Origin of the sequence: Treponema putidum, from assembly GCF_000755145.1 — a bacterium.
Lineage (GTDB): Bacteria > Spirochaetota > Spirochaetia > Treponematales > Treponemataceae > Treponema_B > Treponema_B putidum.
Genome location: NZ_CP009228.1, coordinates 1643871 through 1666938 on the forward strand (window position 1 = coordinate 1643871; position 23068 = coordinate 1666938).

Below are 23068 nucleotides of genomic sequence, written 5' to 3' on the forward strand. Positions count from 1 at the left end.
TAGATGAAAGCATTTTTAAAAATTACGCTTATAGCGATAAAAGATAACTTTATTACCTTTATTTTAATCTACCTTTGTCTTCCGATTATTTTTGTAGGCTATAACGGTTTTTTGCGAAAATCGGATTTTAAGGCTGAAACAAATGAAAAAGCTATTTCTGTTTTTTTCGATGATGAAGATAAATCTTTCTTATCGGAACAGCTGATCGGTACTTTAAATTCAAATATCTTAAAAGATTTTATAAAAATTGAAAATGAAACAAATGCAAAATATAAAATCAAAATTCCAAAAGGCTATCAAAATTCGGTAGAAGAAAACAAAGAATTTGATATTGTAATTATCGGTAAAGAAAAGTCTTCTGCATCAATTACTTTTTTATCGAATATAATTAAAAGCATAAGTAGTTCCATTAGCGGCAATTATAAAATTACTAAAGCGATTGCCGCTTCAGGTGAATCTAAGGAGCTTATGGATAAGTATCTTAATATTCAAAAAGAAACAGCTAAACCGATAGGGAAAATTTTTATGCATCCCGCCCTTCACACCATGTCAAGTTATGAAGTCTATGCAATATCCCTAAGCATCTTGTTATTTTTTATGTTTGTTATGGAAATACTTAATCCATCATATAAGAAAAAGGCTGCCGGTCTTACCATGCGTATTAACTCGATACCAAAAAGCCCAGCCTATATCTTTAATGCTCAAATAATAAGTATGGCCTTAAAAGTTTTTATTGCTATCACAATTTATCTTTTAATTTTTAGATTGTTAAAAGTTTCTTTTATGGGAAATCCTATTCTTCTTTTTATATATGCTGCATGTTTTTCCCTTGTAACCGGCAGCATTGCCTGTACCCTTACAACCTTTAACAAAAAGGATATTGTGTATGCGGCGGTTTTGATTATATTTTTCGTATTCGGAGTTTTGGGAACGGTTCTCTTTTCAATTCCGAATGAAAACAAAATTGCAAAATTATTTTCAAAATATAACATTTCCCAAATTATAACAAATCCTCTTAGGGAAATTGTCTTGGAAAATTCTTTTGGAGGAATGATAGGCAGCCTGCTTATAATGCTCACCCTTGGTGCAGCATTTTATATTTTGGGTTTACTGATGGTAAATTTTAAAAAAACGGAAATTTGATAAACAGTGAGGCAGAAATTCCGCTTATAGGAGATATGATAAACAGTTCGGCATAAATGGTGCCTCACTGTTTATCCGTCGAGTTTGCCTTTCGGCAAACATCGTTTTATAGGAGATATGATATGAAAGAATTTTTATGTTTATTTTTAGCACAGCTAAAAAGAATATTAAAAAATATAACAAATGCCAGTATGTTGATTATTTTCCCTTTTGCTATGATAATTCTTATTTTTGTAATAAGATTTATTCTTGATCCGAAAGATACCGATGATTTGGAAACTAAAAAGACCGATTATACCGTTCAAATGGGTGAGGTAGGGTATTTTGTCGATGATACGGGAGATTTATGGAAAAACTTTTTTGCCGGTTCCGAATCTACAGTCCGTCCTGAAAATAAAGAAGAAGAATTAACAAAGGTTAAGGAAAAACTTGCAACTGGAAAAATACCCGGTCTTATAATTATACCCAAAGATTTTTCCGAAAAAATTTTAAAAAATGAAAAACCGGAACTTGAAATTTTAAAAACGGAAGAAAGCATTATTCTTGACAATAGAGTCCAAGCACTCAATTTAAGTATAAATGCTTATCTCATGGATAATTTTATTAAAAGTTCGGGTCTAGCCGAAAATGGAGAAAAGCTTTTAAACAACAATATAAATATTGTATTTAAAACACCGGATAATAAAAACATTATAAGTCTAGGCCTAAAAATAATGACATTGCTTGTATTGTATATGATTATTTTCGGCTCAACAGCGATTGTAACCGACTTAATAAAATTTAGGGAAACAAAGATGTTGGCACGTGCAATAATAAGCCCAAACTCCGAATTTAAAATAGTGGGAAGCTTTTTATTAGCCTTTGTCTTTATTCAAGTGGTAGTAAATATGATAGTCTTTATTTCTGCGACAATAATATTTAAATTAGAAATTACGGGACTTCCATTGATATTCTTAGCCGTGGTTTCAACAAGTTTTTTTGCTCTATCCATAGCTATTTTAATAGCAAGAATTTTTAAAAAAGAATCTCAACTGGCTCTTGCTTCGAATATAACAAGTCTTCTTACAATAGTTTTATTTTTCCTTGCTATTATTTCTGTAATGCCTTTTGTTTCAATTCCGCCTGTGTTTAAAAATATTTCAATGTTTTCACCCCTATATTGGCTGTTGGAAATGCTGGATAAAGAAAAACTTTTTCCAAACATATTGATAGTCTGGGCGATGACTGCCGCTATTTTTACAGCCGGCAGCTGGAAAATAAAAGAATTTAACAACGAAACAAATTAAAGCAAAATTTAAAGGAGGCTGATATAGCCTCCTTTTTTTAAATGCAAATCTTGCAAAAGCTTAATTATTATAATATAATCATATTCATGAAAAATAAATTTTTGATTTTTATTCATTATTTTTTAATAACATCCAGCCTTATTCAAACAAGCATAAACGGAAATCAGATTACAGGAATTCAATTTTTATTATATCTTTGTTTTATTATATTGCTTAATCTTAAACTCTTTTATACAAAGAGTAAAACCTTTCTTTTTGCTCTTTGCTTAACCGATTGGTTCCTTTGTTTTTTACTGAACATTACCGGAGCTGCCATTCCATTTCTTTTATTTTTAATTCCATTGATTGATAGTTTTTATTATAATTCAAAACCCTATACCTACATATTGGGAATAATAGGACTTACAGTTTGCATATTTTCATTGAAGAACTTTGATATGGAAATAATCATAAACTATACAGCCCTTTTTATTTTAAGCGGAGGAGTTTTAGAATATTTTAAACTAAACCAACATGAAATTATTTCTTACCAAAAAAAACAAGAAGAATTAAGTATTCAAAGGGATGAGCTTTTAAATTCTATCCATGATTTGGAAATATACAATGAATCGATAGAAGACCTTATGACCTTAAAAGAGCGAAACCGCATATCCAGAGAAATACATGACAGTGTAGGACATGGACTTTCTACAATGATTATTCAGCTAAACGCACTCTATGCTGCTGCAAAGAACAAAAACAATGATTTACCTCAAAAAATTTTAGATTTAAATTCCTTTGCTAAAAAGAATTTAGAAGAAGTCAGGTTTGCTTTGAGAGAATTAAAACCGATAGATTATAACAAGTATGAAATAATAATCCTAGTTCATAATCTGATAGGAGAATTTAAAAAAATGACAAATATCAATGTACAGTTTACTTTCTCAAAAGATATTTGGAGTTTAAATGAAAAACAAAGCCATTCAGTATATAAGGCTGTTCAGGAATTCTTATCAAATTCGGCTAGATACGGCAAACCTTCAAAAATTACAATCCACTTTTCTTACACTGATACGTCGCTCATAATTACAATGAAAGATAACGGAGCCGGATGCATTGAAATCAAAAAAGGCATAGGTCTAAAAGCTATTGAAGAAAGAGCAAAAGAAGCAGGCGGAACAGTCCATTATGAAAGCCTTCCCGCCGTAAAAGGTTTTTCTATGCGTTTGGTATTTTTCAATTGGAAACTAAAATAAAACACAAATCAAAAAACTAAATTCTGCTGGGAAGGCTAATGTGTAAAGTAAGCTAATACTGTTCTTATTGGCCGGAGTCTGTTTTTTTCAATACCTCTCTTTTAAAGATAAGGCTGTCCTCTCCCTTGTCTACCAGTATTGTGCTGCCTTCGGGAAATTTGCCTTCAAGAACACAGCGGGCGAGTTTGTTTTCAAGCTCGGCCTGTATAGCCCTCTTTAGGGGTCGGGCACCGAACATGGGGTCATAGCCTATGTCTGCAAGGAAATCCTTTGCCTTATCCGAAACTTTAAGGCTCAAGCGGCGCGTCTTCAAGCGTTCTGCAACGGACTTAAGCTGAATATCGACAATCTTTCGGATATGCTCTTTTTCGAGCCTGTTAAAGGTTAAGATTTCGTCAATGCGGTTTAAAAATTCGGGTCTAAAATTATCGCGGAGGATTTGGGTAATTTCTTCTTTTATGCTTCCCATATCCTTTGCGGTCAATATATACTCTGAACCTATATTGCTGGTCATAATTATAATTGTGTTCTTAAAATCGACTACACGGCCTTGCCCGTCTGTAAGACGTCCGTCATCCAAGATCTGCAAAAAAACGTTAAAAACATCTTGATGAGCTTTTTCTATTTCGTCAAAGAGGATGACGCTGTACGGCCTCCGTCTTACGGCTTCGGTAAGCTGTCCTCCCTCATCGTAACCGACATATCCCGGAGGAGCTCCTATCAGGCGGCTCACGGAATGTTTTTCCATGTACTCGCTCATGTCGATTCGGGTAAGTGCCTTTTCATCATTGAACAAAAAGTCGGCTAGGGTTCTGGCTAATTCGGTTTTGCCGACACCCGTGGGGCCTATACATAAAAAACTGCCCAAGGGACGGTTCATATCGGAAAGGCCTGCCTTGTTTCGTCTGATAGCATCCGAAACCACCTTTACGGCTTCATCTTGTCCGACGACGCGGGCTTGCAGCACCTTTTCGAGTTCCAAAAATTTTTGCATTTCGCTTGCAAGCATTTTTGAAACGGGGATACCTGTCCACATTGAAACGATTCGGGCTATGTCTTCTTCGCAAACCTCTTCACGTAAAAGCTGTCCTTCCTGACCAGCTTTTTTTTCAAGCTCGGCAGTAACGGCCGCTATCTTTTTTTCAAGTTCGGGTATTTTTCCGTATTTCAGCTCGGCAGCCTTGTTTAAGTTTCCTTCCCGGCTGTACTTGGTTTCTTCAATACGCAGTTGTTCCAATTCTTCCTTGTATTTGCGGGATTCGTTAATGCGGGCTTTTTCGTTTTGCCATTGGGCCTGCATCGTATTCCGTTTTGAAGAAAGTTCTGCCAACTCTTCTTCAAGTTTTACAAGTCTTTCCTTTGAGGCTGCATCATTTTCTTTTCCTATAGAAACCTTTTCGATATTCAGTTGAAGAATTTTGCGCTCAACCTGATCAAGCTCAACAGGCTGGCTTTCTATTTCCATTTTTAGGCGGCTTGCTGCCTCATCCACAAGGTCTATTGCCTTATCGGGTAAAAAGCGGTTTGTGATATAACGGTTGGAAAGTACGGCCGCCGCTATAAGAGCTTCATCCCTTATGCGTACCCCGTGATGAACTTCATATTTTTCCTGTAGACCGCGCAGGATTGCTATTGTGTCTTCAACCGTAGGTTCGGGACAGTAAACCTGCTGGAAACGGCGCTCAAGGGCTGCATCTTTTTCGATGTATTTTCGGTATTCGTTTAGGGTGGTGGCTCCTATCGCCCTGAGCTCTCCGCGGGCAAGGGCGGGTTTTAGCAAGTTTGAAGCATCCATCGAGCCTTCGCTTGCTCCGGCACCTACAAGGGTGTGAAGCTCGTCAATAAAGAGAATGACTCGGCCTTCGGATTTTTGTACTTCGGAAATTACGGCCTTTAATCTTTCTTCAAATTCGCCGCGGAATTTTGCTCCTGCAACCAAGGCTCCGAGGTCTAAGGATAAAAGTCTTTTTCCTTTTAAGCTGTCGGGAACATCCCCTGAAACTATACGTCTTGCAAGGCCTTCAACTATTGCCGTTTTTCCGACTCCGGGTTCTCCGATTAAAACGGGATTGTTTTTTGTCCTGCGGGAAAGTACCTGCATTACCCGCCTTATTTCTTCATCCCGCCCGATTACGGGATCTATCTTTTCGTTTTTTGCAAGCTGGGTTAGGTCACGGCAAAATTTTTCCAAACTTCTGAATGTAGATTCGGGGTCATCGCTTGTTACTCTATTATTTCCGCGTACTTCTTTAAGCGCAGAAAGGAGATTTTTTAGATTGATACCCCGTGAACGCAAGAGTTCTCCGGTTTCATCCTTTGACTCACTTAGAGCGAGTAAAAGGTGCTCGGTAGAAACATACTCATCTTTTAATTTATCTGCATAGCCTTCAGCATTTGCAAAAACCTTTGCAAGCAAGGGCGAAATATATGTTTGAGCGGATTGTCCCGTAACACGGGGCTTTCTGTTAAGCATTTTGTCGAGTTCGTCCAATAGGCCTTCGGGATTTACTCCGATTTTTTCTACTAAAGGAGGAACAATTCCGTCCTCTTGTTCTAAAAGAGCATATAAAAGATGCTCACTTTCGACTTGACTGTGGTCGTCTCTTTGGGCAAGCGAAGAAGCCTCTTGAACGGCTTCCGATGCCTTAACTGTATACTTATCTATATTCATATATACAAAATAATAAAAATTCGGAAAAAAATCAATAATCTAATCTTAAAATATCAGACGAACTTGAAGAAAACCAACTTGTCATATTTTCCGATTATCTAAAAATCCCATGAGTCTTTTGCATTTCCCGTTATAGGTATCTTCTTACCGAGAAATGTAGGCTTCACATTGAACATTACCAAAAAGCATGTAGATGTTTATGCCTGCAATTCCTATTAAAATTAAAGCAAAAAGAAAAATAATGCATAAGGTTATTTTTTTTATGGGTCCAGTCTATAACGGGAGCTGTACAAGGCGCCCCATTGCAGCAAGCACAAGCACCGAATGGATCGAAATTGGCCATCCCCTTTGGGCAAATGAGTGAAACGGAGAAATTTCTTTACAAAAACAGTTGGAGTATGTAACATAATAAAATACTCCTTAGCTATTTATATTTCAATCCTGAATTAGTTAAAGCCCCTTGGAAAATAGAAATACTTTGCCCAGAGAATTCCAAGAGTTCTACAAGGTAATCCAGAGGAGTTATTTAAGTTGGAAATAAGTTCAGCTTAAGAAAGACTCCTTCCAGGAAAAGCATGTATCTTCCTGGTTGATATTCACCCATTGAAAAGATAATCAACAAATCATCTTCATTTAAGTAATAAACCTGTAATCGCTGCTCTTTTGTCACAATATTGGATATGCCATCTGATTCCAGATGCAATTTATTTATTACATCTTGTTTGACCGGACAGTCTATTAATTTATGTGGAGTAATGTCATCCACAATAAATAACACAGATTTTCCCTCTATATTTAATTGAAAATCTTTATCGAATAGTCCATCCTCAATGCCATCGAACAATTTTGTTCTTTTGAATTCTAAAAGTCTCATCTTCGCTCAATTTTTCCACTATTTAATAATCCGTCGATTCCACCCTCAGAAGCAGGAATCTCATATTGTATACCTCCGCAAACCACATGAATAATTGTAACAGTTAAAGTATCTTCATCAACTGCGTAAAAGATTGAATAATTACCTACACTGAAGAATCTTATCCCACGAGATATCCACGGTTCTTTTGGATATCTATGATACCGAGACGGCATAAAATTCAAGTCCTGCATTGCTTCATAAAGACGCTTAAAAACGGCATCGGCATTAATTTTTGATTTTAAATTATTTAATATGTAAGAATAAATACTACTCAAATCTTCTTTTGCTTGATCTGAAATAACAACTTGATATTTCATTAAATAAACCTTGACTTTATTTCTTCAAAAGCATCGTTTAAAGGAGTTACATTTCCATTAATCATATCGGTAAAACCTTTATTCATATTGGCTTCAAATTCTTCATCCGATTCTTTTAAAAGAGACATCTTTTCGTGTCCATATTGATACATTAAAAACTGCACATATTTGGAAATATCCTCCAAGTAAACATCCGGTAAGGTTTTTATCTGTTCAACAAGAGTTTCATACGACATAGATTCCTCCGTCAATATAAACTAACTATGATTATTTTATCGCAAATATCCGTTTTTTTCAAGTTCATTTTTTAGCTTTATTCGTGCGGAGGGTTTAATACCCCGACGCTCTGCGTCGTAACAAAGGGTATTAAAGCCGACTGCAACTACCTTATGAGAACAACATACCTCGATGCTCTGCGTCGGGGTTGTTGATTTTTAAAAATCCCATGTATCTTTTGCATTTCCCGTTATCGGTATTTTCTTACCGAGGAATGTAGGCTTCACATTGAACATTACTAAAAAGAAAGTTTTTACTCTTGCCAAGGCTTCTCTTATTTCCCAGCTTATATGGGTTTCCCTGCTGTACCTTAAAACCTCAGGAGCTTCATAGGCTATAACATCGAGACCTAATTTTCTTCCTATGTAAACGGCTCTTGCGGTATGGAAGGCCTGTGTTACCACAACGGCATCTTCAATACAAAAGATTTCCCGGGCACGGTACATTGTTTCATAGGTAGAAAAACCTGCATGATCCATAAAGATTAGATTTTCGTCAGTGCCGTAAATATCCTGCATAAAAATACGCATTCTGTTTACCTCATCATAACCCTTTCTTCCGTGGTCACCTGAAATCAAAACTCTTTCAGCTTTTTTGTTTTTTAAACAATTTACGGCAGCTTCGATCCTATCCCTCACAACATGCGAAACCGTGTTTTTATAAACTTTAGCTCCGGGTACAATCACAACATATTTTTCCGGCAAGGCGGAAATGTTTTTATAAATATAAGGTTTTGAATAGCTAAGCATGTAGATGTTTATGCTTACAATTCCTATTAAAATTAGAACAAAAAGAAAAGTAAGGCCTAAGATTATTTTTTTTAAGGATTTAGATTTCATGTAAATTAAGGCTCCTTTTAATTATAAATTGCATTTCTTAAAATTTTTTCTTCTCCCCTAATCCGTTTTTTTTCTTAATCTTTTGATTTCTTCCAAGCAAGTTCCAAGGGCACTTTTACCGGGGAAATTATAAATATCGGGAGCAGTGCCGAATTCATCGGTACAATATCCGTCTTCGGTTAAGCCGTACATAAAATCAAACTTTATCAATAAACCGCTGTTGGGAAGAACTATGTACATCGGAGATTTACCGTTTGTTCCGGCTCCGCCGGTATTAGACCCAACCACTGTTGCAAAACCGCTTTTTTTACAGACATAAGCAAACCGGTCAGCTTCCGAATATACACCGCTATCTACAAGAAGCCAAAATTTTTTACGCTCACAAGGTTTATATCCGCTAACGGGACGAGGTACAACCGTTTCTTCCAGTCTATAAGCCTTATCGTTTTTTACAGTACCGCAATTTTTTATATTCGGAACTTCATACCGATTTATATTTTTTGATTTATAATTTTTAAAAAACATATCCAAATAAATATCAGTATATTTATTTTCATTATAAAGGCCGTAAGATATTATATTCATATCTTTTGTTATATTGAAAGATAGTATTGCTTCGTAATTTTCAGTATATCCTCCGCCGTTATTTCGTATGTCTATTATTATGTGTTTATAATTTGCCGTTTCAATAAAAAAATTTTCTAAGACTTTTAGATACTCTTGTTTTTCTTCCTCTTCCGTTGTAAGAAAAGATTTGATTTCTATGTATGCAATATGATCGGTCTCAATAATCTGTATAAACGGCTTTGAATATTTACGTATTCCTATTGATGACGAATTTTTATTGCTAAAATTACCGATATTTTGGTAACTAAGAGTCTCTGCTTGATATATATGAGAATAAAAGTTATCTATTAAAGCCTGCTTCTTAATTGATAGACTCTGAGCTGTATTTTCTATTTTTTTATAATTAAAATAATAATCAAAATAATCGAAAGGATAAAGATGACCTATATATCTATTTCCAGTAATTTTTCTGCATAAATCTTTATAAAAAAAATAATAACCATACTGCATCATAGGATCCGATAAATACCTATATCCTGCCTGTCTTATTTGCTCTAAATCAATTCTTTTGCGTTCACATACTTCAGTAAAGGGATAACCGGTATAAATAAAATCCCAAAAATATTCATAATCAGCCCTCATTTCTTCAGCAGAAATAAAACCGTATATTACATCATTTTTTTTTGAGATGATAAGAGCTATTATAACAAATACGAAAACAAGAATAAATACTACAGTTCGGAATATCAGTTTTTTTATAATCATATTTTAAGCCTTTACCTAAATTCTATTTCCATTTTACCATATATGAAAAATAAGTCAAGCGTGTGGCAAAACAGCGTGATGCAAAACGTTTACAAAGCATTTCCAGAGCAAATGTTTTTACGGAAAAATCTGACGAATAAAGCTGAAACTAAGGCCTAAATTAACAGAAAATTTTTAAAATCAAGACTCTTGCATAAAAATATCAAAAATGCTAAAATATCGCACAATTTTAAATGAGGTGAAAAATGATTAGAGGCGGAGATATAGCTAAGGGCACTGTTTTGCTGAATAAGGGAACCCCTTATTTGGTTGTTGAAAGAGAATTTGTAAATCCCGGAAAGGGTGCGGCCTTTGCCCGTGTTAAAATGAAGAATCTAAGGGACGGATCGGTTTTGATGCAGACTATCAAAACGGCAGACACCGTTGAAGATGCGGTAGTAGATACACACAAGTGTCAGTATCAGTACAAGGATGGAGACTTATTTATGTTCATGGATACTGAGAGCTTTGAATCGGTTTCCGTACCTTCGGACACAGTAGGCGACAAGGAACATTATCTAAGAGAAGGGGATGAATACGATATTCTCATCTGGGAAAATGAACCCATAGATGTCAGGATTCCCACTAAGATGATTTTTATTGTAGAGCAAAGCGAAAACTATATAAAGGGAGATACTGTCTCTGGAGCTACAAAACCCATTGTTACCGAAACAGGTCTTGTAGTCCGTGTTCCATTATTTATCAAACAGGGTGAAAAAATACTCGTAAACACTGAAACTAACGAATATCAGGAAAGAGTTAACAGCTAAAATAAAAGCGGTAATTAAGGGGAACACCCCTTAATTACTCCTTAGCTTAACTAAAAGGTAGTACGATTAGGCTACTACGGAACCCGCTTCTGAAAGCTCGTGAATGTAGCCCGTGCGGACGCACATATCAAAAAGATCTTTTTCTATAAAATCTTCACTTATTTTTTGATAGCCGTCTTTATCCATACAAATGCGCAGGATGTATCCGGCATCGGTTTCTTGCAAAATGGAACAATATGAGGCGTCGCCTTGAGTAGTTTTTATCGAATATAATTTCATACTTTCCCTCCGTATAGTAATATTTTCGGTATACAAAACGATACCTTTAGTATATAATGACTCCCATGTACACCGATGCCCATGTTCATATTTTAGACACACTAGAGGAACTAAATTCTCAAAATATAGAAAATCCTATTTTAAAAACCTTCGATAAGGAGATATTTTTTTGCGCTTCGGCAAATGAGGCAATCCGGTTTGAGGTTCAAGAAAAAATATGCAGGGAAAATTCCAAGCATTTTATTCTGTCATTCGGAATACATCCTCAATGCCCGATAGAAGACGAAATACCTTATTTAGAAAAACTCATAACCGAAAAAAGAATAGCCGCTATCGGGGAATGCGGATTCGACCTATTTGATGAGCATTATAAAAGCACATTAGAAGCCCAAAAAAAAGTATGGAATACCCAATTAAATCTTGCCCAAAAATCGAATCTCCCCATAGTTGTACACTGCCGCAAAGGAATGCACCTCATATTCGATGATGCAAAAACTCTAAAGAAAATAAGTGCGGTTATCTTTCATGGATGGGCTGGCTCCGTAACCGAAGCAAGGTCATTTCTAAAAAAAGGAGTAAATGCTTATTTTTGTATCGGCAAAGGATTGCTCCGCGGACAAAAAGCTCAAATAGAAACTGCTGCAAATTTAGAAACCGGAAGACTTTTAACCGAAACGGATGCCCCATACATGAGTCTAAAAGAAGAAAACTTATCTCTTCCAACAGATATAAAAACGGTCTTTTCGGCTTTCGCAGAATTAAGAGCTAAATCGGAAGGACTTTCAAACTATGATGAAAAAAATTACAAAAATTATACGGAAGAATTAAAAGATTCAATCTTTGAGAATTTTAAAAAAGCATATAATATCCGTTTTAACGGCAATTGATTTTTTTTTAATCTTATTCTAAAATAAGCCTTATGAAACAATTTATAAGAATTTTTATGGGCGGAGATGTTTGCGGTAATCTAGGACTTCAAACTTTACAAAAACATTTGCCCTTGATAATAGAAAAAGAAAAAATAGATTTCTGCGTGGTAAACGGAGAAAACACGGCACACGGTGTAGGGATAAAAGATGACCAGACGGAACTATTTTTTAATGCAGGCGTTGATGTTATAACTGGAGGAAATCATACACTGGAAAGATTTGATATCCGTATGAACTTCGGTAAGGACAGAAGAGTTTTGAGGCCTCATAATTTTCCTCTTGCTCAAGGCTCGGGACTTGCAGTTATCGAAAAAACCGGAATCAAATATAGCGTAATAAATCTTCAAGGAAGAGAAAATATGAGGGCCATCGACTGCCCATTCCAGTCCATTGATTTTCTTTTCTCTTCGCAAAATGAAAATAATTTATCCGAGTCGATTAACATTATAGATTTCCATGCAGAATCTACAATGGAAAAAGAAGCCCTCGCCTTTTATGTCGACGGCCGAGTATCTGCTTTTGCAGGTACACATACTCATACTCAAACGGCAGATGAAAGAATCTTACCGAACGGCACGGCTTATATTACCGACCTCGGAATGATAGGAGCTAAAGAGTCCGTAATCGGAGGGAGCCCCTTTACAGCCATTACAAGAACAAAGAGCCAAGTTCCGCAGCGGGTTGAAGTCATGGAAGAAGGAGTTGCAATATTTTGCGGCTTAATCGCAGAGATAGATACCGAAACAAAAAAAGCCGTTTCGGTAAAAAGAATTCAAATCACTTCATAGGCTTTTAACTGATTTTTATCTCTTTAAAAATCTACCTTTCCTGAAATTCCTGCATTTATGTTGAGTAAAAAAGAATTTGATGTTGTAGAAGCGCCTTCCAATTCTGCAAATATTTTTATTTCACCGTGAGAACCTATCTTTGTAGATTGTAAATGCTTAAAAGAAAACTTGTAGTTAAGTTTTTGTAAATTCTTATTTTGCGAGAACTCTACAGAAAGTCTTTCTTCTCTGCTATCCGATAGAGGTATTTTTGAAAAAGTTTCTATTATTAATCGGGGAAGAGATGAGCCTCCTTTGTAAGAAAAAATAAAACTGAATTTTTCTTTCCATTCGTCGGTTAAGAATTTCTGCATATCTATTTTTGAAGCCGTATATAAAAACTCGTTTTCAATGCCCAATTTATTATTTAAGCTAAAGAAAAAATAAAGACTATGAATTGAATTAAAATTAAATTTAAAAAAGTCTTTTCCAAACGAAAAACCGAATTTGTAAAGCCTATTCAACTCATCTTGATCATAAAATTTAAACCAATCAAAATGGCCGTATTTTCCGGAAATATTCAAAGCCGTATATTTAAATAAAAAATCAAGCCCGTATATATTTACAGGCGATTTACCGGTTTGAGATGATTGAACCAGCCTGGATAATGATGAGCCGAATTCAATGGGTACGTATAAATCTTTGATAGAACCGCTTATCAATCTTGAAACAGAGAATCCGTAAGAATTAAAAAAGCTGTAAAATAAATTTTTATTTTCGGTTTGTATCTGACTGTTTATTCTTTGATCGAACATGTCATAAAAAAACGGTTTGGAAAATAACCAATATTGTTCACCTAAACCAGTAAACAAGGAATTCAAATCCAAAGCATAGGATTTAAGTTTTTCAGCTTCTATAGCCTTTTTCTCTTTTGTAATTTTTCTTTTTATAATCGGAGAGAAAAATATTTTCCCCGTATTGAATGGTACGGAAATTTCAATACCTGTTTCATCACCTGATTTTTTTTCTGTTTTATTTTGGAAATCTATTTTTGAGAAAGCTTCAAAATTAAAACCTGACAGTCTAAAACCTGTTTTATCTTCTTCATTTGCAAAATAGTTAAATAAAAACTTTAGAGCGGCAGCTCTGTTTTCGGCATTTTTTTCGCCTATTGAGTACATATCGATTAAGCTTTTTTTCCATGCTTCATAATATGATAAGGATGAAGGATAAAAATCGGTTCTGTATTTTTGCCCCACAGAAAAATTAGTCTGAGTATATATTGTTCCGAATTTTGCCTGCGGAATAATAGGCGCAATTGATGCGAATATTTTTTGAGAAGCATAATCTTTATTGTAGTCAATAGCGGTAATATAATTTATATCTATATATTTTTGAAAATCAATTTTACATTCACGCCTTAGAATAGAATCATGTATGTTAACAAAAAAATCTTCCGAAGCATTAAAAAAATAAATCGGCATTATTACGGAATGGCCGTAACTTTCAATAATATTCAATTCCGATTTTTTTTGTAAAAAATCGGCTTTTAAGGATAACAAACCTGCTAATTTTATTTTCCATATATCAAGTGCTGCATTAGTTTTTGTATGAAGATTTAAAGACTTTTTATCACTTATAAAATTTTCTTCAAAATAAAAAAGAGGATTAGAAAAAATGGGTACATTATTTTTAGAATATAAAGAGCCTGTAAAACTATAATTAAAATATGTTTTATTTTGAAAAGAGTAAAATTGTTCTCTTGCTTTTTTATTACGATCAACATCGGATTCAAAACCTATAACAGTTCCTGTTTTTATTTTTTGGTTTTGATAATCTATACCGCTTGAAAGTTTATATGTATCAATAGGAATAATTTTTTGTTTTGCCGTTTCCCAATCACCGGAACCTGCAAAAAAAACATCCAACCCTTTAATCGGTTTCCAGTGCGCACCTCCTGCAAATCTTATAGTACCCGAATCCGAATAGGTCACGCCTTCTTTCCATTGGATTTCTACAATATCATTTGAAAAAATAGGTTCATCTATCGTTAAAGTATGATTGGATTCATTATAAGAAAAGTTGAATATCCTTATTTTATTTTTAAAAATACGGATACTTCCCGGAATAGCCGTATCGGGTAAGCTAAACCCTGGTGTTGGAGTATAATTTTTGCATAATATTTGTAAACTTAAATTGGTCTCATCGGAATTACCTTGAAGATATATTTTATAATCCGTTTTGAAAAACGGAAACATTTGTTCGGGATTACTAAAATCATAGTCTTTACTTAAATCCAAAACCTGGATAAATTTCAGTTTTTGAAAATCACTTAAAAAATTATCTGTTGTCTCTGTATTCGCCGTAAAATGAGGATTCACATTTTGATTATATGTGTAGACAACCGATGAGGAAGAATCCCCTTCGACTTGAGGCGCATTATACCTTGAGGCAATTTCAAAAGGCGAAATTTTTTTTCTTTTAAAACCAAATAATCCTTACCAAAAATATTTTTTTTATATCCTTCAACATTAGCGGGAATAGAATTTGCTAATTCATTTATTTCCGGGATTGAACCTAATACTGAAAAATAATTTTTGACTTTACTTAAGTGTGTATCAGCAGGATTATTCGTATCTGACGGATTGGGCTCTAAATCAAAATAATTTATAGCCACCCCTTCAGGATAAGATTTTTTTAATGATAAGACTTTTAAACGCGGGTCAATCGAAAATTCATCAGAACTTAAACGCCTCCATTGACTGCCTGCAAAATCTTTAACAAAAATGGAAACGGGTTTTCCATATAAATTATCTACGGGAATATAAAAATGTTTGCCCCTTTGCCAAGCGTTAATCGAAATTTTATTTTCTATAATTTCAGTATTGCCATAGTATGTTTTTGAATTATATTCGGAGCTTTCATATCTGAGTACTGCATCAGCGTTCCATTTGTCTCCTGCAAAAGTTCCCATCACACCTGGGCTGATAAACTTGCCTCCTCCCGTATCTATGTACCCATAATTAAGAGGAAATTTTATATTACTGTTACCTGCACGAATGTGTTTTATGGGAGAATCTTCTTTTCCAAAATAGCCGAAGGCTAAAGTACTTTTTTTATAGTCATCTTTATAAAGTGTTTCAAAATAAAACATTTTATTTAATAAAAGTAGTAGCGATAAATTTGCCTTTTGTTTAAATACACCCTGAAAAGAATTTACTTTTGCATAACCTTCAAAAAATTCAAAACTTGAAAGCCCTAAAAATTCAATATCCCAAAAACCATCTAAAAAAAGAACAGTATTTTCCGAATCAAAATTTTTAAAGTATTGGCCTGCTTTGTTTTCACCGGTTCTGTTTTTAATTAAATCGATACCAAAATCAATATCGGCACTTCCGTCATTTTCAAAACCATAGGCAGCCGTCCATAAAAAAATAAAAATTATAAAGAAAGGTAAAATTTTATTTTTCATTACAAACCATCCTTATCGTTTTGTAAAAGACGAGCCGGTTTTAAAATATTCTTACCTTCTTTTTTTGTAAGGGTATACATAGTTTCTTGCATCTTTCGTTTCTTTATATTTTTTTCACTATAAAAAAGTTCAGATTGAGCTTCGGGAATATCGGCTTCAACATTCATGATACAAAGCCCCAATAATCTTATGGGTGTTTTATTATCGAATTTTTTATAAAAAAGTTCTTTTGCCCGCTCAAATAAGTCTTGAGTATCATTGACAATGGAACCTGTAGATTGAATGGAAACGGTTGTAAAATCATTATATCGTATTTTTACTGAAACGGTTTTTCCTTTTATCTTTTCATCGAAAATTCTATACATAATCTCCGATGCAAGATAAAAAAGAACATCATTTATATCTGCAGGAGAAAATAAGTCGTGTTCAAATGTCCGTTCCGTACTTATCGAGTGCGATTTAACATCATCGTTAAAAACATCATAAAGCTCTCCTCTAACAGCTCTGTACAAAAAACTACCTGATGCATTTCCTAAAATACTTTGCAAAAGATTTTCACTTGAATTAAAAATTTGAGGCACTGTAGTCAAACCTGCTGCAAGAAGTCTTTTCCGCGTTTTTCCTCCTATACCCCACACATCCTTTAAAGGAAGATTTTTCATAAAATCAATTTCTTCACCCGCCGGTACAATAAAAAGTCCGTCAGGTTTTGAGCGGCTTGAAGCTATCTTAGCAATATATTTAGTTTGAGCGCAACCTACCGAAACCGTTAAACCCGTTTTTTCTTTTATAGTTTTTTTTAATAGAAGTGCGGAATTTTTAGGAGTACCGAATATTTTTTCCATCCCAGTCATATTTAAAAAAGCTTCATCAATAGAAAGTTGGTTTACCTCCGGACTAAAATCTTTAAATATAGTCATTACCTCTTTTGACTTTTCATGATACCGATCCATGCGACATCTTAAAAATATGCCGTTCGGACAAAACTTTTTAGCCTGCAAAATAGGCATTGCAGAATGAACTCCGAATTTTCGAGCTTCATAAGAACAAGTTGAAACGACGCCTCTTTCCGATTGACCTCCCACAATTACAGGCTTACCTCGGTATTCGGGATTATCAAGCTGTTCAACTGAAGCAAAAAAAGCATCTATATCAACATGGAAAAAAACTTTTCTGTTTGCCATATTAAGCTCCTGCATCGGGCAACAAATCGAATTCTTTTATGACATGAAAAATTAATTTTTTGTTTTTTAAATTTTCATTTGAAATTTCAAAAACAGGACTGATAGGATTATCATAAAACCATGCAAGTATTTTTACGTGCAAAACAGCATTTTTTTCTCCCGAAAATTTTATAGAAAAAGGTTCAGTCAAATTAATAGGTGAAACAAATTCAGCACTTCTTCCCTCATCCGATTTTTTAAATTCCATAGTTGCTTCATAAATAGGGAAACCATCCGTACGGCTTATAATAACCTGTATAACAGCTGCCCTAATCTTAGGAACAATATTTACCTCACCTATTACACGCTCAAGATAATTTTCTGTTTTCGCCTGTACCTTAATAAAATCAGCATCTCCAATACCGGATAACTCAGGAACTTGTTCATCTGCATCAATATCCTGAGAGACGGTTTTTATATTTGAGATGACAGATATATATTTATTTCCGTTTTCAATATTATATAAAATAAATTCATCCGTATTTTTAGGATGTAAAAACTTAGGATAAATTAAAATAAGAACAATAAGAGATACTGTGATAAAAGTTATTGCTCCTGATACAATGAACGGTATAGATTTTGCTTTAGGCCGTTCTTTTTGTAACTGCATGAAAAACCTTATAAGCATCAAAGTATATGGAAGAATAAACATTGATGTTAAAATATGATCGGAATAAAATAAAACATTAGTAAGATTATCTTTAATAAATATTATATCTGAAAAATGATATATAAATAATAAAATATATAATATAAAAAATATTATTTGTGCATATATTTTTTGAAAATGATAAGAAATAAAAGATAAAATATACATCTCCAATAGTATAATTGTTAATGATAAATTGACTCTCGAAAAGATAAATATATTAAGAAAGCACACAATGCTTGCCAAATATCCATAGATAAAAATATTACTAGGCATTTTCGCATATTTACTTATGTACGCAAACAAAGATATTATTAATGATGCAAATAAAAATTTTAAAAATATTGCTCCAAGAGGCAAAAGGTTAATAGATTCTTCAAAACCGAATTTAAAAGAAAAAACACGAAGAGCAAAATATTCTCCTATATAAAGAGCAAATAAATTGATTATAAAAAAGAAAACAGGAACTCTCCAAAGAACTACAAGGTCTTTAATATTTCTCTCCCGTTTTTTTCCAAATAAAAAACTGAATATAAATATATAAAAAAGAGCCGATAAAGCAACAGCCATTATTAAAATTACTAATGTATTTTCATTTATAATTATAAGACCGAATATTTTTTTTATATTATAATGCATATCCCATTCCGATGGAATTCCATTGGAATAAATATTTATTAAGGATTTTAGAGTTGGCCTGATATCCGAATTGTAAGATATTTTAATTGCAGGAATATTTTCTTTTAAATATTCAGATAAAATATCATCGGTTATTATTCCAAGACGGTACAAAGTAATATTATTGTATTTAAACTCAAAAGGAATACTTTGTTTTTCTAAAATTTCTTTTAAATCTTTTAGCATCCATGGCGGACAGGTTTTTTTTTCACCTCCCGGAGTTAATACAGCTTTATCCGGCAGGCCGTCAGATAAAATAAAAACAACAGCGGCCTTATTTTCATTTATTTTTGAAATAAGTTTTTTTGTATTTTGGGATTCTATTATATCAATACTTTCAGGGAGATTAGGAAAGTCATTATCGGTAATTGCAATTATAACACGTGTTTGAAGAGGTGCTTCCTTTAACTCTTTTACAAAATTTTCTAAGAGCTGTGTAGAAAATGTCGGTTCATTATTTTGATTCCTTGCAGCAGTAAACACAATAACATTTTCAGTTTTAGGTCCTAATTCATAAATTGTATTTTCGGAATAAATATGCAGTGTGAGAAAAAACAATAAAATTAAACAGAAGTTTTTTTTCAATCTAAAATTCCTTATGAATTTAAGTCTTTTTCGGATAAAATCTTTCCTGTCTTAAACCAAGTCTCTATTTTTCGATAAGAATTATTGATACGCCTTATTATCATATTTGCCTCAGTCTGCTTTGACGGCGAATTTTGCAAATCAGGATGATGTTTTTTTATTAAACGCTTCCATGACTTTTTACATTCATCCAAGGGTACTCCCGGTAAAACGTTTAAAACTGCAAAGTCTTCAATCAATTCGGGAGGAACAGGGATGCTCTTTACTGATTTATCTATCTTAGGCGGAGGGCGCCTCTCCATCCGTCCTCCCATAGTGCGGTAGCGTCCGTTTGATCTTTGAGTTGCAGCCTTAAAAGGATCTTCATCCGAGGTAAGAGCATCCCGCAAAATATTCCCCATATCATTATAATAATTCTTACTCATATCTTATTTCCTTGTAAGAAAATCTTGCATTAAAAGACCGTCACCGGCTTTAACTGATTTTTGTAAAACGGCACCGATAAAACTATCAAACATATCAGGCACCTCTCCTACCGATAAAATTTTTTCCGTTCTTAAAACGGCTATATCCTTATCGGTTATGATCTCTCCCTTTTTTAAATCTTGCAGATAATGAATAGACCTATTTGTGCGGCCGTAATTTTTACTTTCCGCTAGACTTAATTTTTTTCTCCCGATCCGATAACTTCATTTATAAATTTTAAAGAATAATTTAATGTTGTTAAATCCTCTATGATTTCATCACAAGTTTTTTTAGAAAAGGAATTTATAGAAGAACACATTTTTTTAAACATTTCAGGCTCTAAGGCAACAGGATCATCCAAGCCCTTTTCATTGCGGGACAGGCAAATATGTTTTTCTATTATAAAGCCTCCTGATGCAAGCGTTAAGGCCGGCACTAAAACCGGATCTAAAGAGTGATCGCTTACTCCGCAAGCAATACCGAAAATACGGCTCAAATTTTTAACCACAGAAACATTGTATTCCTTTTCCGGAGCAGGATAAGATGTAATACAGTGAAGCAGGGCAAGGCTCAAGTCTTTATTTTCGGAATGTAAAACGGTCAAAGCTGTTTCAATATCTTTTAAAAGAGAAACTCCGCTCGATAAAATCATAGGAATATTAAATCGGGCGCAATATTTTAAAAGCTGCACATAATTAAGCTCAGGTGAGGCTATTTTTATAAAATCAGGTTTAAGAGAAACAAGCTCTGCAGCTGATCTAAGTCCGAAGGGACTGGCCGAAAACAAAAGTTTTTTTGATCGGCTGTATTCGGCAAGCTCTTTATAAAAACTTACAGGAACTTCTAAACTTTTAAAACGCTCATATAGGGGAATCTTACCCGTAGGTAAATCTACATATCCCGTATTAGGATGAAGAATTTCATCGGCATAAACAATTTGAAATTTTACAGCCCTTGCTCCGGCTTCTTTAGCTGCATCTATCAACTTTATGGCTCTTTCAATAGATCCGTTATGGCTTGTTCCTATTTCGGCAATTGTAAGAGGATTTTTTATTGAAAAAATTTCCGAACCGAGCCTAAACTCTTCATATTTATTATTCATAATATCCGTAGAATATTACATTAAATTTTAAAAAAAAACAAGATGAAAAAATTTAAAATCTTGATTTCAGTTTTATATTTTACTTTTTTTCGACGGATAAAAAAACCTTGTTCGGCAGGCAGGCATTCCAATCGCCGTGATTTTTCAATTTCGGAGCTGTTATACAGGTTTTATTTAAACAAGTTGAGCTGACGACAAAGGCTTCATTTTTTTCTATTCTGATATTTACAGGCCCTGTTTCTCCTTCAACTTCAAAAGATATATCAGTATCCATAGGATATATCCAATTCCCTTTCGGTGTATGTACCGATAGGTAGAGGGTAGAGTTATCTGCAGAATATATAAAAAGTGACGTTAATGTTATAAATGCAACAATTATAGCAAAAATTATAATATCAAAAGTTTTAACCTTATTAAAAAACTTTTTCATTCTTTAACCTTTTAACAGTCTTTTTCATCATTCTTTTACGGTTTAAAAAGCCTGAAAGCCCGTTTTGAAAAAATTCAAGGAGCTCTTTTTTATTATTCATAGTTATGGAATATCCCATCTGAATTTGGTATAGAGGATCTGAAAAATCATGCGAAACCTTATCGGTGTCAATATCGAGAATATGGGTCGGAGTATTACATTCTCTATAACAGGATTTTATTGAAGCTACTTCCAAACATCTTGTTAAAACTGAAATTGAAGAATCTATATCATTATTATTTATAGACTTAAAGGTTCCAAGCGTTACAGCCAAAATATTTTTAAAGCCCTTTTGTTTAGCAATCCAAACAGGTGTATTGTTTTTTACACAACCGTCTACAAAAAGTTTTCCGTTATAATTAAACGGTGCAAAAAAACCGGGATAGGAGTATGAAGCTCTCATAGCGTCAGCCAAAAATCCCTTATCAAAAACCACTTCGTTCCCTTCACATAAATCTGTTGCATTGCAATAGAAAGGAATCTTAAGCTGGTCAAAGGTTTGATAACAGGAAAGTTTTTTAAAAAGAGTTAAACTCCTTTCGCCTGAATCCGCCCCTTGATGAGAAATTAAATTATTTAAGCCCACTCCGATTTGCAATATTTTTGTGAGTTTAGTTATACCGAATCCTAAATGAGAGGCATCGAGGTAGTCGGTTAATTCAAAATCGTTTGAAAAGAAAGAAACCATCTCATCTACTGTCATGCCTGAAGCATATAGGCCGCCGATAATCGCCCCCATAGAACATCCGACAATACAATTAGGAAGCGGATATTCTAATTCTTCAAGAGCTTTAAACATTCCAATGTAGGCAAGGCCCTTTGCGCCTCCGCCCGATAAAACCAATGCCCATTCCATAATGTAATTATATCTATATTTTTAAATTTATGCTAGACTAAACTTTACAATAAAGCGGCAATTTTATCGGGATAATCCGTTATAATTGAATCCAGCCCCGTTCTTAAAACTTGAGAATAGTCCGTTTGGATTGAACCGAACCAAGCATTAACCCTAATGCCTTCATTATGAAGCTCATCTACAAATTCTTTTGTAAGCCTATATGCAGGAGGATGATAACATTCTATGCCATACTTCTTTAAGTAATCGGCCGGATGCAAATCCCAAGAATCAACTAAAAAGCCGCATACAAGAGAAGAATCTATCTTTTTCATCCTCAAAACACTTTCATGATTAAAAGAAGAAATAATACATTTGTCTTGCAGATTATATTTTTTTAAAAGAGCATATACGGTTTCTTCTATACCCGGATATTCAAATACACCGGTTTTTAATTCAATGTTAGAAATAATATCCTTATCCTTTATAAAATCAAAATACTCTTCAAGACAAGGAATCTTTTCATCCAAAGGTTTTGAGCTTTTAAAATTTGCTGCGGCATTTATTTTTTTTAGCTCGGCAAAAGAAAAATCTTTTACAAGACCTGAAGCATTACATGTTCTATCCAACGCTTCATCATGAATGATAATAGGAACACCGTCAGAAGAAAGATGAACATCAAATTCTATACCGTCAACGCCTGAGTCCGCAGCTTTAGAAAAAGCAAGCATCGTGTTTTCAGGATACTTACTGCGGAAACCTCTATGTGCAAAATTAAGAGTTTTAAACAT

The 23068-nt window shown here is 34.0% G+C and carries 21 protein-coding genes and 2 pseudogenes; 6 read left to right on the top strand and 17 right to left on the bottom strand.

The genetic code is table 11. The annotated features are described in order from the left end of the window. Positions 1-3 precede the first annotated feature (3 nt). The 3 genes from JO40_RS07415 (at position 4) to JO40_RS07425 (ending at position 3664) form a co-directional block, all read left to right on the top strand. Positions 4-1143 (top strand): ABC transporter permease, encoded by a 1140-nt coding sequence (locus JO40_RS07415; protein WP_044978784.1) that lies wholly within the window; start codon positions 4-6, stop codon positions 1141-1143. Positions 1144-1265: 122 nt separating this feature from the next. After that, on the top strand, positions 1266-2429 hold the full coding sequence (locus JO40_RS07420; RefSeq protein WP_044978785.1) for an ABC transporter permease: 1164 nt from the start codon (positions 1266-1268) through the stop codon (positions 2427-2429). Between the two features lie 86 nt (positions 2430-2515). Next, a complete protein-coding gene (locus JO40_RS07425; protein WP_044978786.1) occupies positions 2516-3664 on the top strand; it encodes a sensor histidine kinase in 1149 nt (382 codons plus the stop codon). Between the two features lie 64 nt (positions 3665-3728). Here the strand turns inward: JO40_RS07425 and clpB are convergent, their stop codons facing one another. The 7 genes and pseudogenes from clpB to JO40_RS07455 form a co-directional block, all read right to left on the bottom strand. Then, positions 3729-6335, bottom strand: a complete 2607-nt coding sequence (clpB, locus tag JO40_RS07430; RefSeq protein ID WP_044978787.1) for an ATP-dependent chaperone ClpB — start codon at positions 6333-6335, stop codon at positions 3729-3731. 98 nt (positions 6336-6433) lie between these two features. Next, positions 6434-6526: pseudogene (locus JO40_RS15220) on the bottom strand (SanA/YdcF family protein); the annotation flags it as partial. A 335-nt stretch (positions 6527-6861) separates the two neighbouring features. Then, positions 6862-7209, bottom strand: a complete 348-nt coding sequence (locus JO40_RS07435; RefSeq protein WP_002674291.1) for a hypothetical protein — start codon at positions 7207-7209, stop codon at positions 6862-6864. Next, positions 7206-7568: a type II toxin-antitoxin system RelE/ParE family toxin gene (locus JO40_RS07440; protein WP_044978788.1), complete on the bottom strand. Its 363-nt coding sequence runs from the start codon at positions 7566-7568 to the stop codon at positions 7206-7208. The genes JO40_RS07435 and JO40_RS07440 overlap by 4 nt, the downstream gene beginning before the upstream one ends. Beyond that, positions 7568-7804 (bottom strand): hypothetical protein, encoded by a 237-nt coding sequence (locus tag JO40_RS07445; protein WP_044978789.1) that lies wholly within the window; start codon positions 7802-7804, stop codon positions 7568-7570. Before JO40_RS07445 ends, JO40_RS07440 begins: the two co-directional genes overlap by 1 nt. A 198-nt stretch (positions 7805-8002) precedes the next feature. Beyond that, positions 8003-8683, bottom strand: coding sequence for a SanA/YdcF family protein (locus tag JO40_RS07450; protein WP_044978790.1), 681 nt, complete (start codon positions 8681-8683; stop codon positions 8003-8005). 57 nt (positions 8684-8740) lie between these two features. Next, entirely contained in the window at positions 8741-10015 is a 1275-nt protein-coding gene (locus JO40_RS07455) for a S41 family peptidase (RefSeq protein WP_084224526.1), read from the bottom strand. 245 nt (positions 10016-10260) lie between these two features. On the opposite strand from JO40_RS07455, the gene efp reads away from it, so the two are divergent. Then, positions 10261-10824, top strand: coding sequence for an elongation factor P (efp, locus tag JO40_RS07460; RefSeq protein WP_044978791.1), 564 nt, complete (start codon positions 10261-10263; stop codon positions 10822-10824). A 66-nt stretch (positions 10825-10890) separates the two neighbouring features. On the opposite strand, the gene JO40_RS07465 is transcribed toward efp, so the two are convergent. After that, positions 10891-11103, bottom strand: a complete 213-nt coding sequence (locus JO40_RS07465; protein WP_044978792.1) for a hypothetical protein — start codon at positions 11101-11103, stop codon at positions 10891-10893. A 56-nt stretch (positions 11104-11159) separates the two neighbouring features. Between JO40_RS07465 and JO40_RS07470 the strand changes: the two genes are divergently transcribed. Both JO40_RS07470 and JO40_RS07475 read left to right on the top strand, forming a co-directional pair. Then, positions 11160-11990, top strand: a complete 831-nt coding sequence (locus JO40_RS07470; protein ID WP_049992352.1) for a TatD family hydrolase — start codon at positions 11160-11162, stop codon at positions 11988-11990. A 32-nt stretch (positions 11991-12022) separates the two neighbouring features. Further along, on the top strand, positions 12023-12820 hold the full coding sequence (locus tag JO40_RS07475; RefSeq protein ID WP_044978794.1) for a TIGR00282 family metallophosphoesterase: 798 nt from the start codon (positions 12023-12025) through the stop codon (positions 12818-12820). Between the two features lie 23 nt (positions 12821-12843). On the opposite strand, the gene JO40_RS07480 is transcribed toward JO40_RS07475, so the two are convergent. From JO40_RS07480 to JO40_RS07515, 9 genes and pseudogenes are all read right to left on the bottom strand, one after another. Further along, complete coding sequence (locus JO40_RS07480) at positions 12844-15099, bottom strand: hypothetical protein (protein ID WP_245608793.1); 2256 nt, start codon at positions 15097-15099, stop codon at positions 12844-12846. A 77-nt stretch (positions 15100-15176) separates the two neighbouring features. Beyond that, positions 15177-16271: a hypothetical protein gene (locus tag JO40_RS14690; protein ID WP_245608794.1), complete on the bottom strand. Its 1095-nt coding sequence runs from the start codon at positions 16269-16271 to the stop codon at positions 15177-15179. Continuing rightward, on the bottom strand, positions 16271-17455 hold the full coding sequence (dinB, locus tag JO40_RS07485) for a DNA polymerase IV (RefSeq protein ID WP_044978795.1): 1185 nt from the start codon (positions 17453-17455) through the stop codon (positions 16271-16273). Before dinB ends, JO40_RS14690 begins: the two co-directional genes overlap by 1 nt. Position 17456: 1 nt before the next feature. Then, entirely contained in the window at positions 17457-19406 is a 1950-nt protein-coding gene (locus JO40_RS07490) for a membrane protein (protein WP_044978796.1), read from the bottom strand. 11 nt (positions 19407-19417) lie between these two features. Beyond that, entirely contained in the window at positions 19418-19831 is a 414-nt protein-coding gene (locus JO40_RS07495; RefSeq protein ID WP_044978797.1) for a J domain-containing protein, read from the bottom strand. 3 nt (positions 19832-19834) lie between these two features. Continuing rightward, a pseudogene (locus JO40_RS07500) lies at positions 19835-20973 on the bottom strand (N-acetylneuraminate synthase family protein). Between the two features lie 79 nt (positions 20974-21052). Then, complete coding sequence (locus tag JO40_RS07505) at positions 21053-21403, bottom strand: NusG domain II-containing protein (RefSeq protein ID WP_044978798.1); 351 nt, start codon at positions 21401-21403, stop codon at positions 21053-21055. Then, positions 21387-22298, bottom strand: coding sequence for a patatin-like phospholipase family protein (locus tag JO40_RS07510; RefSeq protein ID WP_044978799.1), 912 nt, complete (start codon positions 22296-22298; stop codon positions 21387-21389). Before JO40_RS07510 ends, JO40_RS07505 begins: the two co-directional genes overlap by 17 nt. 44 nt (positions 22299-22342) lie before the next feature. After that, complete coding sequence (locus JO40_RS07515; RefSeq protein WP_044978800.1) at positions 22343-23068, bottom strand: glycerophosphodiester phosphodiesterase; 726 nt, start codon at positions 23066-23068, stop codon at positions 22343-22345.

Coding starts and splice junctions, on each gene's coding strand:
- JO40_RS07415 (WP_044978784.1), top strand. CDS start 4: ATGAAAGCATTTTTAAAAATTACGCTTATAGCGATAAAAGATAACTTT.
- JO40_RS07420 (WP_044978785.1), top strand. CDS start 1,266: ATGAAAGAATTTTTATGTTTATTTTTAGCACAGCTAAAAAGAATATTA.
- JO40_RS07425 (WP_044978786.1), top strand. CDS start 2,516: ATGAAAAATAAATTTTTGATTTTTATTCATTATTTTTTAATAACATCC.
- clpB (WP_044978787.1), bottom strand. CDS start 6,335: ATGAATATAGATAAGTATACAGTTAAGGCATCGGAAGCCGTTCAAGAG.
- JO40_RS07435 (WP_002674291.1), bottom strand. CDS start 7,209: ATGAGACTTTTAGAATTCAAAAGAACAAAATTGTTCGATGGCATTGAG.
- JO40_RS07440 (WP_044978788.1), bottom strand. CDS start 7,568: ATGAAATATCAAGTTGTTATTTCAGATCAAGCAAAAGAAGATTTGAGT.
- JO40_RS07445 (WP_044978789.1), bottom strand. CDS start 7,804: ATGTCGTATGAAACTCTTGTTGAACAGATAAAAACCTTACCGGATGTT.
- JO40_RS07450 (WP_044978790.1), bottom strand. CDS start 8,683: ATGAAATCTAAATCCTTAAAAAAAATAATCTTAGGCCTTACTTTTCTT.
- JO40_RS07455 (WP_084224526.1), bottom strand. CDS start 10,015: ATGATTATAAAAAAACTGATATTCCGAACTGTAGTATTTATTCTTGTT.
- efp (WP_044978791.1), top strand. CDS start 10,261: ATGATTAGAGGCGGAGATATAGCTAAGGGCACTGTTTTGCTGAATAAG.
- JO40_RS07465 (WP_044978792.1), bottom strand. CDS start 11,103: ATGAAATTATATTCGATAAAAACTACTCAAGGCGACGCCTCATATTGT.
- JO40_RS07470 (WP_049992352.1), top strand. CDS start 11,160: ATGACTCCCATGTACACCGATGCCCATGTTCATATTTTAGACACACTA.
- JO40_RS07475 (WP_044978794.1), top strand. CDS start 12,023: ATGAAACAATTTATAAGAATTTTTATGGGCGGAGATGTTTGCGGTAAT.
- JO40_RS14690 (WP_245608794.1), bottom strand. CDS start 16,271: ATGAAAAATAAAATTTTACCTTTCTTTATAATTTTTATTTTTTTATGG.
- dinB (WP_044978795.1), bottom strand. CDS start 17,455: ATGGCAAACAGAAAAGTTTTTTTCCATGTTGATATAGATGCTTTTTTT.
- JO40_RS07495 (WP_044978797.1), bottom strand. CDS start 19,831: ATGAGTAAGAATTATTATAATGATATGGGGAATATTTTGCGGGATGCT.
- JO40_RS07505 (WP_044978798.1), bottom strand. CDS start 21,403: ATGAAAAAGTTTTTTAATAAGGTTAAAACTTTTGATATTATAATTTTT.
- JO40_RS07510 (WP_044978799.1), bottom strand. CDS start 22,298: ATGGAATGGGCATTGGTTTTATCGGGCGGAGGCGCAAAGGGCCTTGCC.
- JO40_RS07515 (WP_044978800.1), bottom strand. CDS start 23,068: ATGTTTAAAACTCTTAATTTTGCACATAGAGGTTTCCGCAGTAAGTAT.